Raw genomic sequence first — 20,553 nt, forward strand, 5'->3', positions numbered from 1 at the left:
ACGGGGGACTTGCTCAGTTGAAGCGAGTCTTCGATTTCAGAACGTTGTTGTAGAGGGTCTGGGTCGTATGGTACATCCATCGTCCGAAGATCGAGGAGACGAACGAACCGATGAGCTTCGGGTCCGGGGAGTCGCTGTAGGAGAGCGCTTTCGCAAAGCAGAGTGTCGCTTCGAGCGACCACCGTCGCTGGTTCACCAGCCGGGTCCCCCGGCTCTGGTACGCCGCTCGCATCGCGTGCTTCCTGACGTCGTTGTCGAACCGGTCGTAGAGCTGATCGAACTCATCTACGATGCTGAATATCTCGTCCGAGAACTCGAGCTTCGACGAGCGGTGGTCCCCTGAGTCACCCTTGACGAGCAGTACCTCGTCGATAAAGTCGAACTCGGTGAGTGCGGCCACGCGGATCTTCAGGCCGAGATCGTCGCCCGCTTCACGGTCGGCGAGCGGCAGCAGGTCCCGCAGGATCCCCCCTCGAAAGAGCATCGTACCAGTCTGACATGGGTGGAGTTCGCTGATCCGGAGCGCCTGGGCCAGCACGTCCCCCCGATTTTCCTGTTTCGGGAAGACTAGGTCGCCGGTCTCCTGCTGGAGCCCACAGTAGACGACCCCCACCGACGGGGTTGCCTCGAAGAGGTCGATCTGCTTTTCGAGCTTCGTGGGGAGGATCCGGTCGTCGTCGTCCAGCAGTTGGATGTACTCCCCGCTGGCCGCCTCGATTCCCGTGTTCCGAGTTGGGTTCCCTCCCAGGTTCCGCTCGTGGGCGATGTAGTGGACGTCGTACTCGCTGGCGACGGCTTCGGCGTGGCTCTCCCCCGAATCGTCGACGACGATGACCTCGACTGGGTCGTGGGTCTGATCTAAGGCGCTCTCGATCGCCGTCGGCAACCAGTCGTTTCGATAGTACGTCGGAATAACGACCGACGCGAGGGAGTCACTCGTCATTCGGGGGCAGGGCTGTCAATATATATTGAGATATGTACTGACTACTTCGGCGTTTCGATGCTGTCCCGCCGGGGGGTATGCTAAGCACTCACGGTGCCTCAATGAGCCCACTCGTGTACGATCCGGTACAGCCGATCGAGCTCGATGCCGAACCGGCGCTCCAGTCCGAATATGACGATCCCGTACGCTAGGACACCAGCGAGGATCAGGAGAACGAGTTCGGCCACGAGCGGGATACCGTCGATCCGCTCGCGGAGGGCGTACACCACGATGCCCATGGCGACGCTCCCGAGGGCGGGATACGCGAGGAGCCCTCCGAACGTCACCATCCGGCCCTCCACGCTCCGGACCGCGACGTAGCTCGCGATCGGGGCCACGACGAGGGTGTGCCCGAGGACGACGAGGGCGACCCCCGAGACGCCGAACGCCTGCGAGGCCGGGTAGATGAACGGGAGGATGAGTGCCAGTTTCAGCACCCGGATCTTCGTATCGTAGTCGGGGCGGTCGATCGCCCGGAACAGCGGCACGGTGGCCGACCGAAACGACCGAAGTGCGGCGTAGACCCCGAACAGCTGCATCGGCACGACCATCTCGATCCACGCCGGGCCGAGCACAGCCGGGACGAAGACCGGAGCGATGAGGGCGATGCCGATCGAGGCGGGGAACGAGAGGAGGGTGATGACCCGCACTGTCGTAAAGAACCCCCGGCGGAGCGATGCGGTGTCGTCCTGGACCTTGGAGTACGCCGGGAACAGGACCCGCTGGATCGGGTGGGTGATCTCCGTCGCCGGCGCGTTCGAGAGTCGATAGGAGAGCTGGTAGATGCCGAGGGCGGCCGGCCCGAGCGCCCACCCGACGAACGCGTCGTCACCCTCGTTGATCAGGAAGCTCAACCCCTCCGAGCCGAAGATCCACTTGCCGTACCCGAAGAGCTCGCTGGCGGCCGCCCTGTCGAACCGCGGTCGCGGCCGATAGGAGTGGATGAGATACGAGACGATGAGCGAGGTGACGCGCCCCGCGAGCATGGCGAACACCAGAGCCCACACCGAACGGGTCGCATACCCGACGCCCAGGCCGACCAGCACGTACACGACCCGGCTGGAGAGCTTGTACGCGACGTCCTTGTGGAACTCGAGCTCCTTGACGAAGTACACGACACCTGGGTTCTGTAGCCCGCCGAGGATCGGCAGGAGTGCAAAGACCCGGAGGATATCGACGACTCGGGGTTCGCCGAAGAGGGAGCTCACGAGCGGGGCCGACAGGTAGAGCACGGCCCCGAGAACCAGGCCGCGGGCCAGTTCGACGGTCCAGACGGTATCGAGGTACGTATCGACGTCGTCCTCCCGGTGCTGGATCAGCGCGGAATCGAGGCCGAGCTTGGTGAGGCGCTTCAGGGCCGACTGCATCAGCAGGGCGATACCGAAGAGCCCGAACGCTGCGGGCCCGATGAGCTGTGCGAGGACCAGGACCGTCGCCAGCTGGAGGATCCGGTCGGCCAGGTTGTTGATCGTGACCCACACGCCGCCCGTGACCGTCTGATCGGTCATATCGCCGCCCGGCCGGAGGAGCCGACGGAGCGTTTTCAGGAGTCGTCTACCACGAGACATTGAGCGGGTCCCCTACCGTCGACTCCTGGCCGAATGGCCCCTCGCTTCCGGAACGGGGACCGGCAGGGTGCCCCTTCCCACGGCGAGCGATCCATTCGGGATGCCGGGCGACGACGGCGACCGGGATTCGGTTGAGGCCGAGGATTTTGGCCAGCGAGAGCCGGTGGCGACCGGTCACGAACACCGGTTCACCGGTCCGAGTCAGATCGACCAGGATCTCCTTTTCCATCACCCCGCGGAAGGTCAGCAGGCGGTTCTCCCGCCGGTTCAGCTCCCGTATCGAGAGACAGCCACGCTCGCGCATATCCTGATAGAGCCGATCCAACTTTCGGCAGTACCCCCGGATCTCCGCGACCGTCGAACAGTCCTGCCAGACCGCCGTGTTAGTCGATCGAACGTGATCCACCAGCTCGTTGACGAAGTCGAGATCCTGCCAGGGAACGCCCTCGACGAAGTGGTCGATCAACCCCCTGTGGAGGCGCGTCTCCGAGAACCGTTCTGCGAGGTACAGCGAAGGGTCGACCCCCTCGTAGTCGGGATGGATCGGGGGAGCCCGGCGCTGGTCCCAGTTACCATCGATAACCGCGCCGAAATCCTGCCACCGGGTGACCCACGGGGGGAACGGACGCCCGGTGAACCGGGTGATCCGATCCGGATCGACGAGGAACAACTGGAAGGGATCGATCGGTGGGTCGACGTAGCCCGGCGAGAGGTGACGCCCCTGCCGGTGCAGACAGGGAGCGACGCGCCAGTACCACTCGCTGAGCGGGGTAGCCAGCAGCAGACGCCGGAGTCTCGGCTCTCCAAAGGTGCGAACGAGGGGCTGCTTTACCAGGGTATCCAGCAGTGTCATTCTACACGATTACAGGGACGCATGAGTCGCATAGACAGGGAGTATGCCACTATCCGTCTTGTTGGCACTTACTCATATATAGATGCCGTATTAACACCAAAAAGCATATTCAGGCATATTTTGCCCCTTACCCACCGGTACCGGTAGATACTCCTCCAAAATATTAGAATATTTCCTATTTGCTCGAACAGTACTCTTTGTTGACGGCTGAGTGGTATGAATGATCGGAAGAGAGCGGTACACTTGACGACGGCCGCCGATACGTTCGAACTCTGCGAGTCTCATGAGGCTGAAATCCCACACGACGTCCGGATTGATATCCGGACGGAATCACCAAAGTAGAGAGTGCAGAGTTCTCCCAGGAGCCCTACCGCGTTACACCCTGCGTAGCTTGTGAGGCAAAGACAACAGTTTGCATGAATGATACCCGACCGGTGGGTACACTACCGCCTTCGTATCCTATTGCTGTATATACCCTCTGTATCGGGCACGCCGGTACTGACACATACTGAGGAGTTCGAGAAGGTATTACTCCATACCGGGCACGAATGCAGGATGGGGGTCAGATCGACCGCGGACGCAGTGCTCGCACAGGATCGGGAGTCCATCTACTAACCGAACGTCCAGCAGTTGGGCTATTGCGATGCGGTGGACTCCGTTCGACCGTACTCGTGGATGTACGCCCCGAGCGCACCGGCCGGCAAGGTGAGCCAGAACGTCGTCGTGAACGCAGCATACGTGAAGCCATTTGGCGACGCTGTCTCCGAGCACGATGACCGGATAGAGCAGCTTGGCAAACCAGTACAGCGGTGTCGCGCCGTACCGAGCGACGAACTTCGTCCGCTCGCCCCCGAGATACGTGGGTGTCTGTTCGCCGTGGGTCAGGTGGAGCAGATTGATGATGACGAACGCAAGGGTACCACCCGCCCCAATCGACGTGAGCAGCGTGTTCTCGAACACGGGATCGATCAACGAAGCCAGGGCGGGTTCCGCGACGATGCCGACGGCGATACTCGTCGCAGAGATGCCGACCTGACAACTCGTGAGATAGATTTCGAGATCCTGTGTCATCTCCCAGGCTCGCTCGAGTCCCGGGACGTCGAACTCGGACTTGGGGTACTGTCGCACGCGAGTGAGTGCGAACTCGATCGCGACGAAGAATCCGTTTGCGAGGATAAGCAAAACACCGCTCAGTAGGCGGAGCGTTAGTTCGAGACCATTCATTTCGTAGGGCTATTCCCCGTGGTATCAAGAATTCCGTCATCTCGCTCACCGGGACGAGCTGATCCACGGAGCGAGGGCTCGATATGTCCTGTCTCGGGGTTGTGCCTCCGGACCGCCAACACCGGAATCGGTGACGGCCGGACGAAATACTCGGTGACGCTACCAAGGACATATCGGTCAATGCCCGTGCGCCCGTGGGTGCCGACGACGATATCGATGTCCAAGAGTTGAGATCGGTCATCTCAATACCTAGCTAGTAGTGACCGAGTGGATCAGTTATGTGAATACGGTTCTATACCGGACAAAAACGTAGTATAGGCAGTATTACTGAGAGATCAGTACCACGGCTTAGTAGCCGTCGTATGATTTTCTGAGTTAGATGACAGGCAATAATAGTGCTTATCACTCATACGAGACAATGTAGTATTGTGATGTCTACGCAAAATACTTCGTCGGGTCGGATAGGGTCACTCACCCAGCTCCAGTGGCTGGCAGTTGCGTTGGTCGTCATCACTGGTGTCATCCACGTGTATGCTGGTATCGTCGAGGGGCGGATTCCTGTTGCACTCGCAGGTGTTGGCTATGCTGGCGCACTTGTGCTATTCTTCTTCGACTATCGGCGTCGACTGCTCTACCTGATCGGGATTCCATATACGGCCGTCCAGATTCCGCTCTGGATCGTGGCCAAGTCGGAGTACGGGATGGTCGACTACGTCGACAAGGCGGTTCAAGTCGTCTTGATTCTCGTATTGATTTACCTCTATCTGAACACGCCTTCCGAGCCGACCGGAAACACCCCAGCAGCAGCGGATTGAACACGTAAATCGCGACTTATGTTCACGCCGAATATTGCTTTGATATTGACCTGGAATCACTTTGTTGACCCCCTCCGTCCCGTGGCGGCCTATTCGAGAGGAAACAGACATAGTCTCACCCAGTGTAGCCACACACTCCGACACGGGGCGAGTTGACTACGGGCAGGAATAGGTGATCGTCACACTCGTGAGCAGCCGTACAATCCTCACAGAGCCATGCCTCACTCTCCTGTCTGTAGAGGTGCTCGGTGCAGACGCTCGTCGCGGGGGCACCACACGTCTCGCACTTGATCTCGGGTGGCTCGTTCCGGGCGAGCACGCGAATCGCTCCATAGCCGTGGTCCTGGAGGCCTTCATCTCCCGTGTCACCGTATCCGAGATCGGCGACACGGAGTGACAGCTCGGTCGTCGTCCCGAAGTCGTACTCGTGAGTGAACTCCAATCCCCCCTCGAGGAGTTCCCCGAGAGAGATGTCCATGTCGCGGCGCTCGACCCCGAAGCCGAGCATCGACTCCTCCTCGGTGTACGGTTTCACGTACTCGACGTCGTCGATGGTAAACGAGCTCATATGTCCGCAGCACTCCAGCCAGATGTCCCGTAGGAACTCGTCGAGCGCCGCCAACGTCGTCTCCTGTTCGATCTCGACGTGCATCCAGTAGTCCGTGCGGTAAGCGTCGCCGATAGACAGGTGGAACGTGGGCCGATCACCCGCGTCAACGTGGTCCTGCGTGCAGGATCGGAGATGACGGGTCATCCCTTGTTTAGTGTAGGTCTCCCCACATAGCGTGCAGCGGCCGTCTGTCATATCTTATCGCAGGCAGGGAGTCGTCAAAGGCGTCGGGGAAGGTTCCGGATAATCTCCTTCGATCGTGAATGTGTCGAGCAGGACTAGTGGGTAGTCCTCATAGACAGGGGTCCTCGACAGATTGAGTCGGTGACTCGAGGAGAATGCTAGTCTAGCAATCCTAGATCGGCAAGCCGGTCTTCGACCACGTTAAGCGCCTGTTTGGCATCATCAAGCTCTTTATCACCGGTAATGACGAGTTTCCCGCTCCCGAAGAGTAAGACGACGACAGACGGATCATCGAGCCGATAGACGAGCCCTGCGAACACCGAGGGGTGTCCAGGCCTGTCTCTTACCCACAAGTTGAGCCGCAGGAATAGACGGCCTCAGTACTGAGAGCTGACGAGAATACCGATATCTGGCGTCTCCCCCGGGCGCAGGGACCGATTCCAGCTGAAAGCACAGGGCAGCTTGAGCACCCACCGTGACTGATATGCCCCTTGATGTCTCCCCCGGCCTGCCCAAACCCTTCGTAGATCACCGCCGAAAGCGGCCAACATGTCGCTTTAGAAACTCACGGACTTATGGGTAAGAGACAGAGTATGTTGCCGACCGTCTTGACGGTCTCAAGCTCGAACTGGCCGGTGAGATGTCCACAGACGGTGTTCGCGTGGGGCGAGTCGTCGGTTGTCTCGCAAATGTGATTGATCGAGGTCCCGCCGGCGAGGACCTCGTACAACTCATCGGAGGTGACCGGGCAATATCCACCGAAGAGCCTTGATCACCCCTCCGCAAGCGCCTGCTGGATCGCCACCTCGACCGACGTCTGCTCGATGGGAACGACCGACTGCAGGTCCCGCTCGGGGTCGACCGTCACGGGGTTTCGCATACTCTCGGCCAACGGCCGGGCGATGGCGTACTGGACGTCCGTGGTCAGTCGGAGCCAGTGCGAAGAGAGTCCCGGGGACATCACCGGTACCGGCACGATCAGGATCCGCTTTCCCTTCTCCTTGGCGGTCAACTTCAGCAGGGACTCGTAGGACCACACTGTCGGTGCGCCGATGTCGTAGATGCCGCCCCGGGTCTCCTCGACGTCGAGGACGCCGACGAGGTAGGCGACAGTGTCGTCGATGCCGATCGGTTGACACGGCGTCCGCACCCACTTCGGAACCGCCATCACGGGCAGCCGGTCGGTGAGGTCGTCGATGATGCGGAAGCTCGCGCTGCCGGCACCGATGATGATCGCCGCCCGGAGGACGGTCAGATCGAAGCTCCCGGCCTCGAGTACTGACTCGACCTCCCGGCGGGAGGCGAGGTGTGGCGAGAGGTCCCGCTCGTCGCCGCTGATGCCACTCATGTAGACCACCCTGTCGACGCCGGCCGCCGACGCCAGCTCCCGGAACCGGCGAGCGTAGGTCCGGTCGAGCTCCGCGAAATTCTCGGCCGTCAGCGAGTGGATCAGGTAGTAGGCCACGTCGACATCCTCACAGAGCCCCTCTAGCGATGCCGGATCGCCGAGGTCACCCTCGAATATCTCGACATCGTCCGGGAATCTCGACTGGCTCGCGCTCCTGGAGAAGGCGACGACGTCGTGGCCGGCCGAGCGCAGCGACTCGACGAGCTGGCCGCCGACGAACCCGGTCGCTCCAACAACGAGGACACGCATTCGTGAATGTACGGGCCGCTACGGCAAGGGTGTTCGGTTGGCGTACTGGAACGGGGGACCGCGGCGAGTCGTGTCCACGCGGACCTCAAGAGGGGCGACGGCGAGCACCCGCTCCAGACGGCTGGTGGTCCCCGACGCCGCTGACAGTGTGACCGACGCTGTTCTTTCTTGCCTTTTAACGCAGTACAAAGACGTATCCCTCCTTAGACCCTTATATATCTATGAGCCAAAACGTTGGCACGACTGACCGGCAGCTCAGAACCGCACTCGGGGCAATCTTCGGAATCGGGTCACTCGCCATTCTTGCAGGCGTCGGCTCTCTCCCGACGATACTCTCACCCGTGTTGGGAGTGATCGCACTCATTCTGCTCGGGACGGCGGCGACAGGAACCTGCGGCCTGTACTCGGTCCTCGGCGTCAGTACGGGCTCGGCAGAGGCAGAGAACTGACGGGAAAAGCAAGGAACCGTCCGGCCGACAAACGGCGTCTGTCAGCCCCAAACGCTCGTAAAGACCGACCGCAAATAGGGGGTTGACCGATGTGTCGGAGTCAGGCGAGACGTCGCTCTTTCGTCAATCAGAGCCACTCTCGGTCAGTGCTGATACTGGACGCCCAGACACTAGCTGGGACGGCTGTCAGACCTCCTCCCGCAGCCCTCAGGCTGTCTCAGCAACCGGTACAGCCACTTCGTTCCGTCGCAAAAACGGCGGTGTCCACGGGTCATTATATCGGAGGAGATAGGGAGAACCGATCGGTTCGACGTCTTCGCGTTCGAGCGTGGAGAGAAGGTTTCGTTCCCTTCGTGTCACCCGCCACTCCGGAGCGTACCAAGAGAAGCGGTCCACGACGATTGTCTTGGATGGCTCGGTAACCAGTTCGACGTTCGGATCCGTCGGTTTCGGGGCGGCTTCAGGATCATACTCCGATGGCAAATAAAACGCCATCCGTAGCTCATCAGAATCACTCTGAGCCGACTCCGACCGAACAGGCGTCGTCATCTGAACCGATGTCCCCCCCTGCGTCTCGACAGGCGCCGTCATAGAGATCGACTCCTCGCCCTGGTTGGCTCCCGAGATGTATTCGAAGAGTCGACGGAACGCTGTCCGCTGAGTGGACGCCGACGTTTCGACGAGAACCATCTGTAGATATTGACGGAGTTCAAAATCGTTTAGCGTTCCTATCCGCTTGTACGGTACCGATTCGGCCTTTCGAGTCGAGTAAATGCCCCACCCAATCCAGCCAGCAAACAACGTGGCGCCGCCGACGATTACTGCCTTCGTGAGCGTCCGCATACGATAGGTTCGCGTTCCACACGCATGAAGAGCCCGTCCAAGAAGTGTTATCAAAGAGTAACGGGCTAAACGAGTTCGATAGAGCCGTTGATCACATTTACCGAGGCCAGGATCCTTACGGCGGTGGTGCAGAAGTCTTCACACCATCTGAACGACCCGATATCGATTTTTTGGTGAGGCTACGTTCCGCCCTGTTATGAACCGCTATTGATCCCGAACATCGGCTCGGTGTATACGAGCACAATGACCGAGACCCGCCGAGTTGGGCAGTGAAAACCATTCTACACCACCGTCTAGATCAGCAAAAGCGGTAACGGGTGGCCCGAGACGCCCGGGGACACCGACGTATAGCGTCCCTGACGCAGAGAGACGTTCCGTCGAGTCACACCCGATACTCTCGTTGTTCGCACAGAACTCTCTGTGAGACGGTCTGGGGGAACGCACGTCCCGTCTCTGTCTGACGTGACAGTCGAAAGTGCGATGGGGCTGTTAAATCCAGGGGGTTTTGACTGGCCAGCCCCTGTGTTTGACAATGAAACGTATCTCTCGTTGCTGGACGACCGGGGACGTCTGCGGCGGGCTGTCACCCGAGCGGGGCAGCCATATCCGGTGAGGTTGTCAGTGCTGTCGACCGCGCCCACCGATCGGGCGTCGCGCTGTCACTGTACTTCAGGCGGCTGTTGACTCCGCCTCTCCCGGGTGACGGGTTGCCGTTGTTCGGCTTCCTCGAGGGGGTGCTCGGCTGGGGGCTATCCTGGTTGTTCAGTCAGAACCCCGGCCTGGCCCCGATCGGGCTGATCCCGTCGATCGTCCTCACGTGGGTCCTCCTGACCGGCGGGATCATCTTCGTCGGCGTGACATACACCGCACCGACCGTCCGGCGCAACCGGGTCTGGCTGGTGTGGGGCGGACTCAACGTGGCCGCGACCGCGGTCAATGTCGCCGCCCTCGCCGGAACGCTCCCCTCGGGACTCCTCGCGTACGCGTACTGGCACCCGTGGCTGGCGGTAATGGGAATCGGCTACCTCGTGACGGGGCTGTACAACTGGGAGAGTCCACAGATACGCCAGCAGGAGCGGCTCGTCTACGCCGCCACTGGGCTGGTGACACTGGGGGTGCTGGCTGCGAGTCTGGGACCGCTGACGGGGGTCGTGACTGCCAACATCTTCGTGCTCGGCGGGGTGTTGCAACTCGTCCCGATCGGCCACGACGTGATTGCTGACGCAGTGCTCATTGCCCGCCAGCAGTAGCGTTCCAAGGAATGATCGAAGAATGATACCCGGGCCGACCGATCCACGAATCCACTAATGTACGACACCATCCTACTCCCGACAGACGGCAGCGAGGCGACGACCGACGCCGCAGCCCACGCGTTCAGCCATGCCGAACGGTACGACGCCACGATACACGTCCTCTCAGTCGTCGAACTCTCCAGCGGGCTCGGAACCGCCGGGCGCGACGAAGAGAAACTCGACCGCCGGAAGCGCGAGCGGACGGCAACAGCCGAACAGCTCGTCGAGGAGCACGCCCCCGAGGGCGTGGACGCGACCGTCGCCGTCGAGTTCGGAAGCCCCACCCGGGTCATCACGGAGTACGCGACAGAGATCGGGGCCGACCTCGCGGTAATGAGCACCCGCGCCCGGGGTGGAGCCGGGCGAGTCATCTTCGGCAGTGTCACCGAGCAAGTCATCCAGCCCGGCGATACACCCGTCCTGGCGGTCCAGCGCTGACGCCACTTGGAGTATTGTAACCGGCCGGGAACTGGACGCTCCCTGACCGGCTACAGAGGCTCGATTTTACGAGGAGACGCTCTTAGTTCCTACGAGACTCGCGATCAGAGGACGCGCAGCCGGTAGCCCTCGGCGGCCGACTCGTCGGTGACGCGCCCCGTCTCGACGGCTGCTGTCAGGACCTCCGAGACGAACTCCTTCGGCACGCGAACGCCGATGAAGTCGTCCCCTTCCCGGGCCGTCGTCAGCCGTGCCATCGTCTTCCCGGTCCCGTCATCGTTGTAGATGCTGCCGACTTTCTCGCCGTCGCGACGGAAGCGGAGTGTCACGTCAGTGGGTTCGATCGTCTCGAAGTTCACCTCGAACACGAACTCGTCGTCTTCGATTCGGGCGAGCAGGAGACCGGCGTGTTCGGTGACTGTCGTTCGCATGCACCCCGTTGTGGTGTTGTGGCCTTACACGTTTGTTCTTGCACGGGTACGGCTTCGAAGTGCCGAACGGGCGTCCCTTTCGACCACCGCTAGGAAGAGTTACCCATGTAATCAAAAACCGCCCGAATATCAAAATGCCGACCATTAATGCACTTCCGAGTGCTAGCTCACCTATGAGTGAATCAACTGACGAACCGACAGGAGTAGCACGAGAACTGGACGAGAGCGGCCTCGGCCCCGGGGCGATGGCAGCAATGGGCTCCGTTGCGCTCGCTCTGTACTACTACTACGTCCGTGGTGAAAAACAGCGAGGGCAGTTCGTCGGGCTGTGGCCGGCGACGATACTTGGTCTCGCCATCTACCTCAAGCTGGACAAAATGAAACAGATGTTACAAGACTCCGGGAACTGAGGGCGAGGAACCGCTGGCGACCCGCAGTGCTTCGGGTCGAGGTCGGGGTGTTTTGTCTGTCGACCTCCTGTAACGCATAATGAGTGAACTCCCAGAAACCCTCGCAGCCGTGTCCGACGTCGACTGTACCGGACTACAGGCCCTCGTCACAGGATCGACGAGCGGAATCGGCCGAGCTGCCGCGCTGGCGCTCGGCCGACTCGGCGCGGACGTCGTCGTCCACGGCCGGGACCCACAGGCCGGCGCGGCGGTGGTCGAGGAACTCTCCCGGACTGGTGCCGACGCGACGTTCGTCCAAGCGGACTTCGCGGATCTCGATGCGATCCAAGATCTCGCGGTCGCTGTGCGCGAAGAGACCGAGGGGCTCGACCTCCTCGTCAACAATGCCGGCGGGCTGTTCCGGAACGGAGGGCTGACCGACGCTGGCGTCGAGTACACCTTCCACGTCAACCACCTGTCGCCATACCTACTGACGACCGAGTTGCTCGGCCACCTCCGCGAGGGCGCCCGGATCGTCACGACCGCCTCCGGCGCTCACAAGGGGGCCTCGCTGGATCTGGACCGGGTGCGGGGTGCCGACCGATACACCGGATTCAAGGCATACAGCCACTCGAAACTCGCGAACGTCCTGTTCGCCACGGAACTCGCCAGACGACTCGACACAACCGGTCGCGAGGTCACCTCCAATAGCATCCACCCGGGCGCGATTCCAGGGAGTGGATTCAGTCGGTTCCTCCCTGGCCCGCTCCCAGGCCTGTTCCAGCGACTCGAAGCGGTCCCCGGGGTGACGTCTGTCGCCGACGGGGCCGCAGAGATCCTGTTCGTCGCCGTCTCGCCACGCGCTGCGGAGGTATCCGGGCGGTACTTCACGAACCAGCAGCCGCGCACCCCCTCCGAGGCCGCCCAGGATAGCGAGGCTTCCCGGCGGCTCTGGTCGGAGAGCGCAACGCTACTCGGCATCGACGAGCCACTGGCGGAACGCGACCGACAGCCCGTCGCGGCCGGCGATGGGACAACCCCGGGGTGACGTCTGACTCCCCCAGCATGAGTCACGACCGTATTCACGCACGGGAGCCCGCTCACCACCGTGATCGGTGGTCGGTCGGGACTATCGCGTCGGTCGCAGAGCGAGACGGCCACTGTGTCGTCACGGTCACCCCCGAGGAGGGCAAGACGATAGACCTCGTCGTCACGCTCGCCGTTCGCGACCTGTTCGTGAGTCGGCTGGATATCGACGAGGAGGAGTCACCCGTCGGCGAGCGTGTCTGGTACCGGAAACACGGCGGTCACACGTCCCAGTCATAGACCTGGGATACGTTTCTCACGATCACATCCACGGCTTTCCGACCGCCTGGGAGCGTTTCCCAGACGGTCAGTGGCCCGACACAGTTCGACGAAACCCGACAGGTGTGTTCCGGCTTCAAAATCAGCCGACCACTAAGCGGCGCCGGCCCGGCGGCCCTTAGCTTCCTCGGCTACGCACTCACACCGCTGCTATCACTGCTGGGATCTGGTGATTCGGGACGCGCAGCGCGTGTAACAGAGGTTCACCCATTCGGGGTTTTTCAGGGGGGAATGGTACCTGCCCAGCGAGTTCGTGTTCAATCACGCGACTCCAACTGCTGCTGAGTGCGTCTTGACTCGTCTCCCCACACTTGACGATCGGCATTACGTAAGCGTAGTTGTGCGCGTATAGCAGCTCGAGGCAGGTGCTGTTGTAGAAGACGCGGTCGAGGTAGACGGCCTTGACCTGCACGTCAAGCTTGGGGTGATAGGATTTAGTCCCCAGTCGCCGCGCAGTTGTTTGGGCCGAGTTCCAGTTCTGTCGTCGCCGCCTCATCGGCGGCGTCCCGGCCGACATTGATATCGATAATCCGCTCGTAATTCGGTGGCTTCTCCGGGAGGGCTGCGGTGAGTTGGCGCACGAACGTCTCGCGGTCGACGTTCAGCAGTTCGAGTTCTGTGCGCACCTGGCCGATGGTCGTCGAGACGGGTTCACCGGGGGTCACGTCGGTCGTCCCGTCGGCTCCGATGGAGAAATGGCCCGGCAAGACGGTGACCGAGTCGGGTTCGGCTAGCTAGCAGCGTCCGGTGAAGCGACTCGTAGAGCAGTTTTGCACCGGCGTCGGCGTCACTGTTGCCGAACTGCAGTTCGGTACGGCCGACCGAGTCGACGAACAGCGTGTCGCCCGTCAGGACCGCCTCGTCGTCCACGAGATAGCTCACGATTTCGGAGGTGTGGCCGGGCGACGGGACGGTCTTGATATCGTGGTCGCCGACCGCGACGACCTCGTTTCGCTCCAGCGGCCGGTAGTCGTAGGCGACGCCGCGATCGGCTGCGTCGGCTCCGAGATAGTAGGTCGCGCCGACGTGGTCGGCGAGTTCACGCCCCCCCGGAGACGTGGTCGGCGTGGACGTGCGTATCGAAGACGAACTCGATCGAATAGTCCCGGTCGGAGGCCGCTGCGGCTACCCGTTCGACGTGTCGCGTCGGATCGACGACGGCCGCCAGGGACGACGCCGGATCGCCGATCAGGTAGCTCAGACAGCCCTTCGCACGCCGCTGGAACTGGACGATTTCGACGTCACTCGCCGTCGGTATCTCGACGACGTCGTACACTTCGCTCCAGCCTTCCATGCCGTCCTCGACGACGGTGACGTTCTCGTAGCCGGTGTCTTGGAGTTGTTTGGCGATGTCGAACGACGAGATGCCCTTCGCACAGATGGTGACGATCTCGTCGTCCGGTGTGAGTCCCGTCCGCGACCGAAACTCCCCGGCGTCGAACTCGGTGTCGGGGTCGTACGTGTACTGGATCGCGTCCCGGATGTGCCAGGCCTCGTAGCTCTCCTCGGGACGGGTGTCCAGCAGTGTGAAGGACTCTCCCGTGTCGATCCTTTCTCGAAGCCGTGAGGCTGTGATCGTTTCGACCATATCACGTAGATAGGCACCGCGTGAGGTTATAGCCCAGGTCGTTCCATGTCAGCAACCGGTCGGCGATCGTGTTCTGCAGCACCTCGCTGGTTCCCTCGTAGATCTCGTCGAGCGTGGCGTCCCGGTAGAACCGCTCGATCAGGGAAGTCCGTCGTGTAGCCGTAGCCGCCGTGGATCTGGATGCCGCCTTTGCGACCTCTCGGGAGAGCTCCGAGGCGTACAACTTGGCCTGGGCAGCCTCTTTGATGAAGTGCTCCCCACGGATCTTCTTCTCCGCGGCCTGGTGCATGAGGAGCCGGGCGGCTTGGATCTTGGTGTCCCTGTCCGCGAGCTTGTGCTGGATCGCCTGGAAGTCGCCGATAGGCTCGTCGAACTGCTCGCGCTCATGGCTGTGTTTGGGTGCCGCGTCCAGTGCGGCGTGGGCAATACCGACTCCGGGTGCGGCGATGGTAATTCCAAAATAACAGCACACGATCCCCTCATCGGATAGAGAGCGTTGGTTGCCTGGACGTTCGAATCACGCGCTCGGTGGTACTCCCGAGATGGACCTCGCTCGTGCGACCATGTGCGCCCAGCGTGACGAGGTCCACGTCGTTCTCGTCGACGTAGTTGAGGAGTTCTCGGGACGGCCGTCCACGCCGGATCGGCGTCTCGACGTCGACTCCTCGTTCTCGGCCCATCGCTGCGATCTCCTCGAGCGCGGTGTTCCCGCTCTCTTTGAGGAGTCCGACGATGCTCCGGGGGACGTCCTCGTAGGCGTATGTGTTCGTGTCCACGACGTAGAGGGCGTGAACCGTTGCACCGTACATCTCGGCGATGTCGATGCCCTGTTGGGCGGCGACCATCGCCCCGTCACTCCCGTCAGTAGCCACGAGAACATTGTCATAGATTTCGTAGTGGTTCGCCACATCGATGTCGATGTCCTCGCGGAATCGGACCGTCAGCACGGGCACGTCGACGTTTCGAACGACTCTGAGCGTCGTACTGCCGAGGTCCGGTCCGACTCCGGCTCGACCGTGCGTTCCCATCGCCACGAGGTCGATGTCCTGTTCGTCGACGTAGTCGAGTATCTCCTCGTAGGGCGTTCCCTGCCGGAGTTCGTGCTCTACCGTCAGATCGAACTCGGCGGCCGTCTCGGCGATGTCGGTGGTCGCTCGTCGTCCCAGCTTCTCTGCTGAGGACCGCAGTTGCTCGTGCGCCGAGGCGTCTGTAACGGCCGAGAACTCGCTCTCGTCGGTCACGTACAGCGCGTGAACCGTCGCGTCGTACGTCCGGGCGAGTCCGAGCCCGTGGCTGACGGCCTGTTCGGTCTCGATGCTTCCGTCCGTCGGAATGAGAATGTGGTCGTACATGGGTTCCTCTATTGGTATCTACAGTTCGCGGTAGCACGTACTCACGCGGGGGTCACTCGCCTCGTTTGCCGTACGTTTCTTTGCCCCAGCCAAAATCGGTGGCTTCCTGCTTCCGTTCGAGGTAGTGCTCCAGCATCTCGTATACGGCTCGGCCGAGATCCCGTAACGCGACGTTAATCCTCGAAACCGTGCTCGAATCGAGCGATTCGGTCGCGTCTCGCTCCCGCCAGTCGTCCGGTATCGTCGGAGCGTCGAAGCGAAGCCGGTCTTCGGTCGGGTCCCAGTAGAAGTCGAACGCCTGAAAGAGGCCGAGGTCGCGGACGATTCGAACGTGCTCTTCGTCGAGGTCCGTGTATTCGGCCCACTCGTTGAACCCCTCCTTCCATGCGCCCTCCTGGAGCAGGTCTTCGAGATCCTCGCGATAGAAGTCCTCTGACCCGAGGGTCTCGTCCTGCCACTCGAAATCGCGTGGCATCCCTCGGTTCGAGAGGTCTGGTGGTTCCGGAACCTCTACGTCGAGTGTCATACGAGACGTTGCACCGGCAGAACAATAAAGTCGGGTACCGGTTCCCTGAGTTCCGGTGTCGAACTCCCGGACGGGTTCCTGTCACGCGATGGGTTGACCCCCACATCGTGTAGACTCCGTCCGCTTTGGTCCTGACGCCGTACGCCTGTCCGGCAGGAAAATGGATGAGGCCGAGGGGGCGTCTCACTGTCCTACCGCTGTCGTTTGTTCTGACTGCCCGGCCGTTTTAACCTGCTTCGTGGGTAATCACTCATGCATGAGAGGGTTCCGAATCGGTTCGGCGTTCGGTATTCCGGTCCGGCTCAACTGGACCTTCCTGATCGTCCTTCCGCTCTTCGCCGTCTTCATCGCTTGGGATATCGCTGAGTTGGTCGTGGTGATAAACCAGACGTTCGGCGCCACGATGGACCCGAACCAGTTGACGGACGGGAACCTCCCGTGGGTACTCGGACTGGCGTCGGCGCTGGGACTGTTTACCGGCGTCCTGTTGCACGAGTTCGGCCCCTCGCTGGTCGCGTTGCGATACGGATACGAGATCGATTCGATCACGCTCTGGTTACTCGGCGGCGTGGCTAGCTTCACCGAGTTCCCCGAAGACTGGCGTCACGAGCTCGTGATCGCGATCGCTGGTCCCGTCGTGAGCGTCCTCCTCGGCGTGGGCTCCTACGTGGTATTTACTCAGTAGTTGAGACTGGCCGTCTCAATGCATACGGTTCCGAATCTACTGGAAGCAACTTATTCTTGTCACTCGCTGAATCTTCTGAAGTGATCGCTCTTGAAATAGGCTGGGGCTTCAATCACCGGCGGTGTTAACTTAGAGAATGAGGCGTTCGGTTTCGGGTGTCCATGCCAGAAATCGAACGCCTCAGCGGTCGTAGCGACTGGATCGACTTAGAATTTGTTGAGCGAGAACGGACACCCGAGCCGATCATTGAAGTGGGTATTCACCTCCATCTGGCTGGACTATCACTTTCGAATACCAAACAGATACTCGAAAGGTTGGGTGTCGAGCGCAGTCGGACAGCGATTCACAACTGGGTGCAGAAAGCCGACGTACAGCCCAGCAGCGACGCTGAACCGAATCACATCGCGGTCGACGAGACGGTGATTCAGGTCAACGATCAACGTCACTGGCTGTACGTAGCCGTCGATTCCGCGACGAACGAAATCCTGCACGCACGGCTGTTTCAGACGCGGACGACCCAACTCACCGTGCTGTTTCTGCGTGAACTCCGCGAGCAACAGCAGATCGAGCACGTGACGTTTCTCGTCGACGGTGCGACACACCTTGCGAGTGCACTCGACCGACTCGGCCTCGATTTCAGATACGAGAAACACGGAAATCGGAATAGTGTTGAACGTATCTTTCGAGAGGTAAAACGGCGAACATCTTCGTTCTCGAATACGTTCAGCAATGCGTCGTTAGATTCAGCTGAATCGTGGCTGCAAACCTTCGCCGTCTGGTGGAATCGATGCCAAACTTAACACGACGTCAATCACCGATTATTTCTTGGAGACGGGTGTTGCTATGCTAAAAAAGAACCTCTAGAAGGGTGCGGTCGGGGGTCCATCGTCCTCTCCGCCGCTTTCTCCGCTGTCGGTTGTTTCTCCAGGGAATGACGGGCTCTTGCCGCCGTGGCCACTCCCGCCACCACCGCCGGTATTAGCGTGAACGGTCTCTATTTCGGCAATCTCGTTCACCATCCGTTTCTTGATGGCCTGGATCGTCATCGGAGAGATACCGCACCCGCTGCACGCACCCCCGAGTTGGATGGACACCTCGCCGCTTTCCCGGTCAAGGTTCTGGATCGCTGCCGACCCGCCGTGCATTTCGATCTGTGGAAAGTTCTTCTGTAGGAAGGTACCGATTTCCTCGCGCAGGTCATCCTCACTTTTCGCTTCGGAACTCATACCCCGCTGTTTCGACTCTGGCCGTATAACTCTGAATCAACATGATTTTTTGAGATGTTCTAAAGTGATATCATCAGCGGTATAATTAGTGCCCCAACTCCCGAGTGGCCAGGGGTGTAGTCACTGCCAGGTCCGGGCACTGAATCTTTTATTCTTCCGACCGTCGATCCAGTGATGACCGAATTCGACCCGGAGAAATTCGAAGACAAATACGTCCATTACTTCGAAGAACTGGAGACGGCATACTCGAATGCGTACCAGCAACTCCACGGACAGGCCGACTCAGAGGTTCTTCGCGCCATCGACCGACAGGTGCTCAACGAGAGTGAACCGGTCTACGAGGGCGATGGACAATTCCGTATCACCTTACCTGACGATATTGAAGAGCGGAAACAGACCTTGCCCGGCGACAAGGAGACCTTTGATGCCCTTCTCACTGAATTCGTCGATCGGATCGAAGATGAATTGCGCCAGATCTTCGGATTTGAAGAGTAAGCGCGGGGCAGGATCCCTTGATCTGGAGGGGGGATCAAAAATAGTCGCCACGAATACAGCGGTAGTGATATCGTTGCGCTCTCGCCCCCTGAGCTACTGAATTGAATTAGACCTGATCGCTACGCTCGCGTGTGGCTTCTCCGATGCCAGCATTCGCTGAACAAGCAGGCCATGCATACACTACGCCTGTCTCATCGCCAAACACTCGTATGAACTGACCCGAAACGTGCTCTCCGCAGGTGCTGCATTCTGGCATGGTGTTATCGATACGAAAGGCATCCAATCCCGGATCGGGGAGTGTCGTCGTCTACGCAATTCAGAATAGCCGCAATGTTGATCAGAGCGTCCGCGCACCCACGATAGTTCGACACGACACGGTTGGGACAGCGGGCGAACGGTGAACCGACATGTCAGTATCTGTCATCGCTCAGTAGAACTCCCGGACGAGGTCCATCGCGTCGTCCGGGGCGCCGTCGGGAATGTCGGCCATGTTCTCGGTGAGTCCTTCGCGCTGTTCCCAGGGGATGGAGTTCTCGTCTCGGTAAATGATGCCCTGATACTCTTTTTCGGCGTCGAGGATGGCATCCTTGGCATCGTCGTAATCGGTGGGGTCGTGGTCGCTTTCTTGTAGGTCGACAATGGAGTCTCTGAAGTAGTCGTAGGTGTCCACGTCGTTGAACGTGACACACGGTGAGTAGACGTTGACGAAGCCAAAGCCGTCGTGTTCGACCGCCTGCTGGACGAGCTCGGTGTGGCGCTGTGCGTCCGACGAGAACGACTGGGCAATGAACGTCCCGTCGGCAGCCAGCGCGAGCGCGAGTGGGTTGACCGGCGGCTGTTTCGGCCCATCGGGCGTCGTCGACGTCTCGAAGTCCTCACGCGATGTTGGCGAGGCTTGGCCCTTCGTGAGGCCGTAGATGCGGTTGTCCATCACGACGTAGCTCATATCGACGTTGCGGCGGACGGCGTGGATGAAGTGACCCGCACCGATCGAGTAGCCGTCACCGTCACCACCGGCGACCATGACCTCCAGGTTTGGGTTTGCTAGCTTCGTCCCGATGCCGACAGGAAGCGCCCGACCGTGGACACCGTGGAGCGCGTAGCTGTGCATGTAGGTGCCAATCTTTCCCGAACAGCCGATACCGGCGACGACGAACGTGTTATCCGGGTCATTGCCCGTGTTCGCGAGCGCTTTCATCATCCCGTTCATCGTCCCGAAATCACCGCAGCCGGGACACCAGGTGGGCTGCTTGTCGGATTTGAAGTCGGTGAATCTGACGTCTGAGCTCATGTCGTTATCCTCTCTGCCTCCCGATCTTGACAGCCGGATTCGCCGACGTATTGTTTCTCATTCCCGGTCACCAGTCGCTCAAATGAATGCTTGTCATCACTTCGATTGTTTGGGTGTATTGGGATCTATCCGTTCAATTCCTGCGTCAGCGAGTTCGGTTTTCACTGCCGGAGGAAGCGTTTCGAGTGTCTCGTCTACTTGTGGAGTAACTGATATACCGTCGACTCTCAGTGCCACTAACTTTCCACGGTTGCCCTGTGCGGCGACTTCGAATTCGAACGGGCGATCTCG

21 protein-coding genes and 7 pseudogenes are annotated in these 20,553 nt (G+C 60.5%); 10 read left to right on the forward strand and 18 right to left on the reverse strand.

The annotated features are described in order from the left end of the window. Nucleotides 1–13: 13 nt before the first annotated feature. The 5 genes and pseudogenes from WDJ58_RS12315 to WDJ58_RS12335 form a co-directional block, all read right to left on the reverse strand. A complete protein-coding gene (locus WDJ58_RS12315; RefSeq protein ID WP_338913563.1) occupies nt 14–943 on the reverse strand; it encodes a glycosyltransferase family 2 protein in 930 nt (309 codons plus the stop codon). Nucleotides 944–1,041: 98 nt separating this feature from the next. After that, nucleotides 1,042–2,490 carry a lipopolysaccharide biosynthesis protein gene (locus WDJ58_RS12320; RefSeq protein ID WP_338913564.1) on the reverse strand — a complete coding sequence of 483 codons (1,449 nt, stop codon included), beginning with the start codon at nt 2,488–2,490 and terminating at the stop codon, nt 1,042–1,044. A 46-nt stretch (nt 2,491–2,536) separates the two neighbouring features. Next, the gene (locus WDJ58_RS12325; RefSeq protein ID WP_338913565.1) at nt 2,537–3,403 is read right to left on the reverse strand and encodes a hypothetical protein; all 867 of its coding nucleotides are present in this window, start codon (nt 3,401–3,403) and stop codon (nt 2,537–2,539) included. A gap of 744 nt (nt 3,404–4,147) precedes the next feature. Beyond that, nucleotides 4,148–4,627: pseudogene (locus WDJ58_RS12330) on the reverse strand (CNNM domain-containing protein); the annotation flags it as partial. Nucleotides 4,628–4,719: 92 nt separating this feature from the next. Then, nucleotides 4,720–4,848 (reverse strand): annotated as a pseudogene (locus tag WDJ58_RS12335) (universal stress protein); the annotation flags it as partial. Nucleotides 4,849–5,058: 210 nt separating this feature from the next. Between WDJ58_RS12335 and WDJ58_RS12340 the strand changes: the two are divergent. After that, entirely contained in the window at nt 5,059–5,442 is a 384-nt protein-coding gene (locus tag WDJ58_RS12340; protein WP_338917849.1) for a DUF7475 family protein, read from the forward strand. Between the two features lie 115 nt (nt 5,443–5,557). Here WDJ58_RS12340 and WDJ58_RS12345 read toward each other — a convergent pair whose 3' ends face one another. The 4 genes and pseudogenes from WDJ58_RS12345 to WDJ58_RS12360 form a co-directional block, all read right to left on the reverse strand. Beyond that, nucleotides 5,558–6,094 carry a hypothetical protein gene (locus tag WDJ58_RS12345; protein WP_338913566.1) on the reverse strand — a complete coding sequence of 179 codons (537 nt, stop codon included), beginning with the start codon at nt 6,092–6,094 and terminating at the stop codon, nt 5,558–5,560. A gap of 299 nt (nt 6,095–6,393) precedes the next feature. Beyond that, a pseudogene (locus WDJ58_RS12350) lies at nt 6,394–6,561 on the reverse strand (TATA-box-binding protein); the annotation flags it as partial. A 263-nt stretch (nt 6,562–6,824) separates the two neighbouring features. Continuing rightward, nucleotides 6,825–6,980: pseudogene (locus tag WDJ58_RS12355) on the reverse strand (ISH3 family transposase); the annotation flags it as partial. A gap of 27 nt (nt 6,981–7,007) precedes the next feature. Then, a complete protein-coding gene (locus WDJ58_RS12360) occupies nt 7,008–7,892 on the reverse strand; it encodes an NAD(P)H-binding protein (protein ID WP_338913567.1) in 885 nt (294 codons plus the stop codon). A gap of 221 nt (nt 7,893–8,113) precedes the next feature. Between WDJ58_RS12360 and WDJ58_RS12365 the strand changes: the two genes are divergently transcribed. Beyond that, a complete protein-coding gene (locus tag WDJ58_RS12365; protein ID WP_338913568.1) occupies nt 8,114–8,341 on the forward strand; it encodes a YgaP family membrane protein in 228 nt (75 codons plus the stop codon). 207 nt (nt 8,342–8,548) lie between these two features. Here the strand turns inward: WDJ58_RS12365 and WDJ58_RS12370 are convergent, their stop codons facing one another. After that, nucleotides 8,549–9,184 carry an SOUL family heme-binding protein gene (locus WDJ58_RS12370; RefSeq protein ID WP_338913569.1) on the reverse strand — a complete coding sequence of 212 codons (636 nt, stop codon included), beginning with the start codon at nt 9,182–9,184 and terminating at the stop codon, nt 8,549–8,551. Nucleotides 9,185–9,897: 713 nt separating this feature from the next. Between WDJ58_RS12370 and WDJ58_RS12375 the strand changes: the two genes are divergently transcribed. After that, complete coding sequence (locus WDJ58_RS12375) at nt 9,898–10,434, forward strand: hypothetical protein (RefSeq protein WP_338913571.1); 537 nt, start codon at nt 9,898–9,900, stop codon at nt 10,432–10,434. A gap of 57 nt (nt 10,435–10,491) precedes the next feature. Continuing rightward, nucleotides 10,492–10,914: a universal stress protein gene (locus WDJ58_RS12380; protein WP_338913572.1), complete on the forward strand. Its 423-nt coding sequence runs from the start codon at nt 10,492–10,494 to the stop codon at nt 10,912–10,914. Between the two features lie 104 nt (nt 10,915–11,018). Here WDJ58_RS12380 and WDJ58_RS12385 read toward each other — a convergent pair whose 3' ends face one another. Then, on the reverse strand, nt 11,019–11,345 hold the full coding sequence (locus tag WDJ58_RS12385) for a hypothetical protein (RefSeq protein ID WP_338913573.1): 327 nt from the start codon (nt 11,343–11,345) through the stop codon (nt 11,019–11,021). A 173-nt stretch (nt 11,346–11,518) separates the two neighbouring features. On the opposite strand from WDJ58_RS12385, the gene WDJ58_RS12390 reads away from it, so the two are divergent. From WDJ58_RS12390 to WDJ58_RS12400, 3 genes are all read left to right on the forward strand, one after another. Beyond that, on the forward strand, nt 11,519–11,755 hold the full coding sequence (locus tag WDJ58_RS12390; protein WP_338913574.1) for a hypothetical protein: 237 nt from the start codon (nt 11,519–11,521) through the stop codon (nt 11,753–11,755). A gap of 79 nt (nt 11,756–11,834) precedes the next feature. Then, the gene (locus WDJ58_RS12395) at nt 11,835–12,782 is read left to right on the forward strand and encodes an SDR family NAD(P)-dependent oxidoreductase (protein ID WP_338913576.1); all 948 of its coding nucleotides are present in this window, start codon (nt 11,835–11,837) and stop codon (nt 12,780–12,782) included. A gap of 17 nt (nt 12,783–12,799) precedes the next feature. Further along, entirely contained in the window at nt 12,800–13,060 is a 261-nt protein-coding gene (locus WDJ58_RS12400; protein ID WP_251330859.1) for a hypothetical protein, read from the forward strand. 265 nt (nt 13,061–13,325) lie between these two features. Here the strand turns inward: WDJ58_RS12400 and WDJ58_RS12405 are convergent. The 5 genes and pseudogenes from WDJ58_RS12405 to WDJ58_RS12435 form a co-directional block, all read right to left on the reverse strand. Continuing rightward, a pseudogene (locus WDJ58_RS12405) lies at nt 13,326–13,517 on the reverse strand (ISH3 family transposase); the annotation flags it as partial. Between the two features lie 16 nt (nt 13,518–13,533). Beyond that, nucleotides 13,534–14,687 (reverse strand): annotated as a pseudogene (locus WDJ58_RS26355) (MBL fold metallo-hydrolase). A gap of 1 nt (nt 14,688) precedes the next feature. Further along, nucleotides 14,689–15,159, reverse strand: coding sequence for an acyl-CoA dehydrogenase family protein (locus WDJ58_RS12425; RefSeq protein ID WP_338913583.1), 471 nt, complete (start codon nt 15,157–15,159; stop codon nt 14,689–14,691). Between the two features lie 7 nt (nt 15,160–15,166). Beyond that, nucleotides 15,167–16,039 (reverse strand): universal stress protein, encoded by an 873-nt coding sequence (locus tag WDJ58_RS12430; RefSeq protein ID WP_338913585.1) that lies wholly within the window; start codon nt 16,037–16,039, stop codon nt 15,167–15,169. Between the two features lie 52 nt (nt 16,040–16,091). Next, complete coding sequence (locus WDJ58_RS12435; protein ID WP_380661608.1) at nt 16,092–16,514, reverse strand: hypothetical protein; 423 nt, start codon at nt 16,512–16,514, stop codon at nt 16,092–16,094. Between the two features lie 307 nt (nt 16,515–16,821). Here WDJ58_RS12435 and WDJ58_RS12440 point away from each other — a divergent pair. Together WDJ58_RS12440 and WDJ58_RS12445 are read left to right on the forward strand one after the other, a co-directional pair. After that, nucleotides 16,822–17,238 (forward strand): annotated as a pseudogene (locus WDJ58_RS12440) (site-2 protease family protein); the annotation flags it as partial. 173 nt (nt 17,239–17,411) lie between these two features. Next, nucleotides 17,412–18,050 carry an IS6 family transposase gene (locus WDJ58_RS12445; RefSeq protein WP_338913590.1) on the forward strand — a complete coding sequence of 213 codons (639 nt, stop codon included), beginning with the start codon at nt 17,412–17,414 and terminating at the stop codon, nt 18,048–18,050. Between the two features lie 60 nt (nt 18,051–18,110). Here the strand turns inward: WDJ58_RS12445 and WDJ58_RS12450 are convergent, their stop codons facing one another. Further along, nucleotides 18,111–18,476, reverse strand: coding sequence for a NifU family protein (locus tag WDJ58_RS12450; RefSeq protein WP_246989808.1), 366 nt, complete (start codon nt 18,474–18,476; stop codon nt 18,111–18,113). Nucleotides 18,477–18,650: 174 nt separating this feature from the next. Here WDJ58_RS12450 and WDJ58_RS12455 point away from each other — a divergent pair, with 174 nt between their 5' ends. Further along, nucleotides 18,651–18,971, forward strand: a complete 321-nt coding sequence (locus tag WDJ58_RS12455) for a DUF5783 family protein (RefSeq protein ID WP_338913594.1) — start codon at nt 18,651–18,653, stop codon at nt 18,969–18,971. A 427-nt stretch (nt 18,972–19,398) separates the two neighbouring features. On the opposite strand, the gene WDJ58_RS12460 is transcribed toward WDJ58_RS12455, so the two are convergent. Then, nucleotides 19,399–20,262: a 2-oxoacid:ferredoxin oxidoreductase subunit beta gene (locus WDJ58_RS12460; protein WP_338913595.1), complete on the reverse strand. Its 864-nt coding sequence runs from the start codon at nt 20,260–20,262 to the stop codon at nt 19,399–19,401. Nucleotides 20,263–20,553: the final 291 nt, after the last annotated feature.

The sequence above is a fragment of the Salinirubellus litoreus genome (assembly GCF_037335815.1).
GTDB classification, from domain to species: Archaea; Halobacteriota; Halobacteria; order Halobacteriales; family Haloarculaceae; genus Salinirubellus; species Salinirubellus litoreus.

Coding starts and splice junctions, on each gene's coding strand:
- WDJ58_RS12315 (WP_338913563.1), bottom strand. CDS start 943: ATGACGAGTGACTCCCTCGCGTCGGTCGTTATTCCGACGTACTATCGA.
- WDJ58_RS12320 (WP_338913564.1), bottom strand. CDS start 2,490: ATGACCGATCAGACGGTCACGGGCGGCGTGTGGGTCACGATCAACAAC.
- WDJ58_RS12325 (WP_338913565.1), bottom strand. CDS start 3,403: ATGACACTGCTGGATACCCTGGTAAAGCAGCCCCTCGTTCGCACCTTT.
- WDJ58_RS12340 (WP_338917849.1), top strand. CDS start 5,059: ATGTCTACGCAAAATACTTCGTCGGGTCGGATAGGGTCACTCACCCAG.
- WDJ58_RS12345 (WP_338913566.1), bottom strand. CDS start 6,094: ATGCACGTCGAGATCGAACAGGAGACGACGTTGGCGGCGCTCGACGAG.
- WDJ58_RS12360 (WP_338913567.1), bottom strand. CDS start 7,892: ATGCGTGTCCTCGTTGTTGGAGCGACCGGGTTCGTCGGCGGCCAGCTC.
- WDJ58_RS12365 (WP_338913568.1), top strand. CDS start 8,114: ATGAGCCAAAACGTTGGCACGACTGACCGGCAGCTCAGAACCGCACTC.
- WDJ58_RS12370 (WP_338913569.1), bottom strand. CDS start 9,184: ATGCGGACGCTCACGAAGGCAGTAATCGTCGGCGGCGCCACGTTGTTT.
- WDJ58_RS12380 (WP_338913572.1), top strand. CDS start 10,492: ATGTACGACACCATCCTACTCCCGACAGACGGCAGCGAGGCGACGACC.
- WDJ58_RS12385 (WP_338913573.1), bottom strand. CDS start 11,345: ATGCGAACGACAGTCACCGAACACGCCGGTCTCCTGCTCGCCCGAATC.
- WDJ58_RS12390 (WP_338913574.1), top strand. CDS start 11,519: ATGAGTGAATCAACTGACGAACCGACAGGAGTAGCACGAGAACTGGAC.
- WDJ58_RS12395 (WP_338913576.1), top strand. CDS start 11,835: ATGAGTGAACTCCCAGAAACCCTCGCAGCCGTGTCCGACGTCGACTGT.
- WDJ58_RS12400 (WP_251330859.1), top strand. CDS start 12,800: ATGAGTCACGACCGTATTCACGCACGGGAGCCCGCTCACCACCGTGAT.
- WDJ58_RS12430 (WP_338913585.1), bottom strand. CDS start 16,039: ATGTACGACCACATTCTCATTCCGACGGACGGAAGCATCGAGACCGAA.
- WDJ58_RS12435 (WP_380661608.1), bottom strand. CDS start 16,514: ATGCCACGCGATTTCGAGTGGCAGGACGAGACCCTCGGGTCAGAGGAC.
- WDJ58_RS12445 (WP_338913590.1), top strand. CDS start 17,412: ATGCCAGAAATCGAACGCCTCAGCGGTCGTAGCGACTGGATCGACTTA.
- WDJ58_RS12450 (WP_246989808.1), bottom strand. CDS start 18,476: ATGAGTTCCGAAGCGAAAAGTGAGGATGACCTGCGCGAGGAAATCGGT.
- WDJ58_RS12455 (WP_338913594.1), top strand. CDS start 18,651: ATGACCGAATTCGACCCGGAGAAATTCGAAGACAAATACGTCCATTAC.
- WDJ58_RS12460 (WP_338913595.1), bottom strand. CDS start 20,262: ATGAGCTCAGACGTCAGATTCACCGACTTCAAATCCGACAAGCAGCCC.